This is a genomic window from Rothia sp. HMSC072B04 (assembly GCF_001813725.1).
Taxonomy (GTDB): Bacteria; Actinomycetota; Actinomycetes; order Actinomycetales; family Micrococcaceae; genus Rothia; species Rothia mucilaginosa.
On sequence record NZ_KV813790.1, the window covers coordinates 1 to 1,473 of the forward strand.

Consider the following 1,473-nt stretch of genomic DNA (forward strand, 5'->3'; position numbering starts at 1 on the left):
TGAACTGCCTCCCGTTTCTTGGACAACGAAAATAAAGTCCAAGAAACAGGAGGCTTTTCATGTCTATAAATCTGGGAATGAGACACGATCGTTTGCTTCGGAAACAGGCAGCGCAAATGTTTGAGAGGGGATTTGGCTATGGTTCGACCGCCAGCAGGCTTGGTGTGTCTGCCGCGACTGTGAGAGAGTGGCAGAAAATGTACCGCGCAATCGGGAAGGACGGGCTTCTTGCCATGGGAATAAAACACACCAAATACGACTATGAAACCAAGGTCGCCGCAGCGGCGGCCGTGGTTGACGGTGGGATGAGCAAGCCTGAAGCGATGATGCGTTTCGGTATTGCAAGCGCAACACCGTTGAAGCAGTGGTGCAGGCTGTACCGTGAGGGCGGCGCGCAGGCGCTTAAGCCTAAGCCCAAGGGCAGGCCGAAGGGGTCGGTGCGGGCGGTGCCGCCAACGCGTGAGGAGGAACTCGAAGAGCGTGTGCGCAAGCTTGAGGCGCAGGTGGCGTACCTAAAAAAATCGATTGCCCTGAAGGCGCAGAAGCGCTCCCAAACCGGGACAAAGCCCTAGTGGTCGCTGAGCTTTCAGGGCATGGACACGCGGTGCGTGATCTCCTCGAAGCTGCTGGCCTTGCCAGGTCGAGCTACTACTACGCGCTGGCTCACCCCCAGCAGCCAACCAGAGTGCAGCTACGTCCCAAGGTCGCACAGATCTTTTCACGTACCCCCAACGGGTGCGGTCACAGGCAGGTAGCTATGTGTCTGCGTGCTGAGGAAGGGGTGCGCATTGCCGATAAGACGGTTTTGAAGATGATGCGTCAGATGGGGCTGCGTTGCGGTATACGCCGTGAGAGGGCCTACCACAGGTACAACTCCTACAAGGGGGATGTGGGGCAAAGTTTCAAGAACATTATCGGTCGTGACTTCAAGGCTGATGGTCCTTGGCAGAAGTTGGGTACCGATGTCACCGAGTTTAAGCTTTCCTTTGGTAAGGCCTACCTCGCTCCGGTTTACGACTTTGCCAGTAAAGAGATTGTCGCCCATTCTATCTCGATGTGCCCTAATCTTGCCCAGCAGCAAGAGATGCTTCAGGTACTCATGGAGGCCAAACCCGAGGGAGCTAAGCCGATTTTGCACTCGGATATGGGGTGGCAGTATCAGCACGAGACCTACATCAGTACGCTGGCCGATAATGGTTTTATCCAGAGCATGTCACGCAAAGGCAACTGCATCGACAATGGTGCCACCGAGCAAGTTTTCGGACACCTGAAGGACGAGTTTTTTCGCGGCCAAGACTGGCCGACCTTCGAGAGTTTCAAGGTTGACCTTGATGCCTATATTACGCATTGGAATACAGTAAGACGTCAGGTAAAGCTTAAGGGCCTGACTCCGGTAGAGTACCGGGTTCAGGCCCTGCAGGAAGCCGTATAGGGGTTACTATTTAATGCGTCCAAGTTTCGGGGCGCAGTTCA

The 1,473-nt window shown here is 54.9% G+C and carries 2 protein-coding genes; both read left to right on the forward strand.

Annotated elements, in window-relative coordinates:
- Nucleotides 1–59: 59 nt before the first annotated feature.
- Nucleotides 60–572: a helix-turn-helix domain-containing protein gene (locus HMPREF2928_RS01150; protein WP_070687056.1), complete on the forward strand. Its 513-nt coding sequence runs from the start codon at nt 60–62 to the stop codon at nt 570–572.
- On the forward strand, nt 572–1,432 hold the full coding sequence (locus HMPREF2928_RS01155) for an IS3 family transposase (RefSeq protein ID WP_070687058.1): 861 nt from the start codon (nt 572–574) through the stop codon (nt 1,430–1,432). Before HMPREF2928_RS01150 ends, HMPREF2928_RS01155 begins: the two co-directional genes overlap by 1 nt.
- Nucleotides 1,433–1,473 lie beyond the last annotated feature (41 nt).

Coding starts and splice junctions, on each gene's coding strand:
- HMPREF2928_RS01150 (WP_070687056.1), top strand. CDS start 60: ATGTCTATAAATCTGGGAATGAGACACGATCGTTTGCTTCGGAAACAG.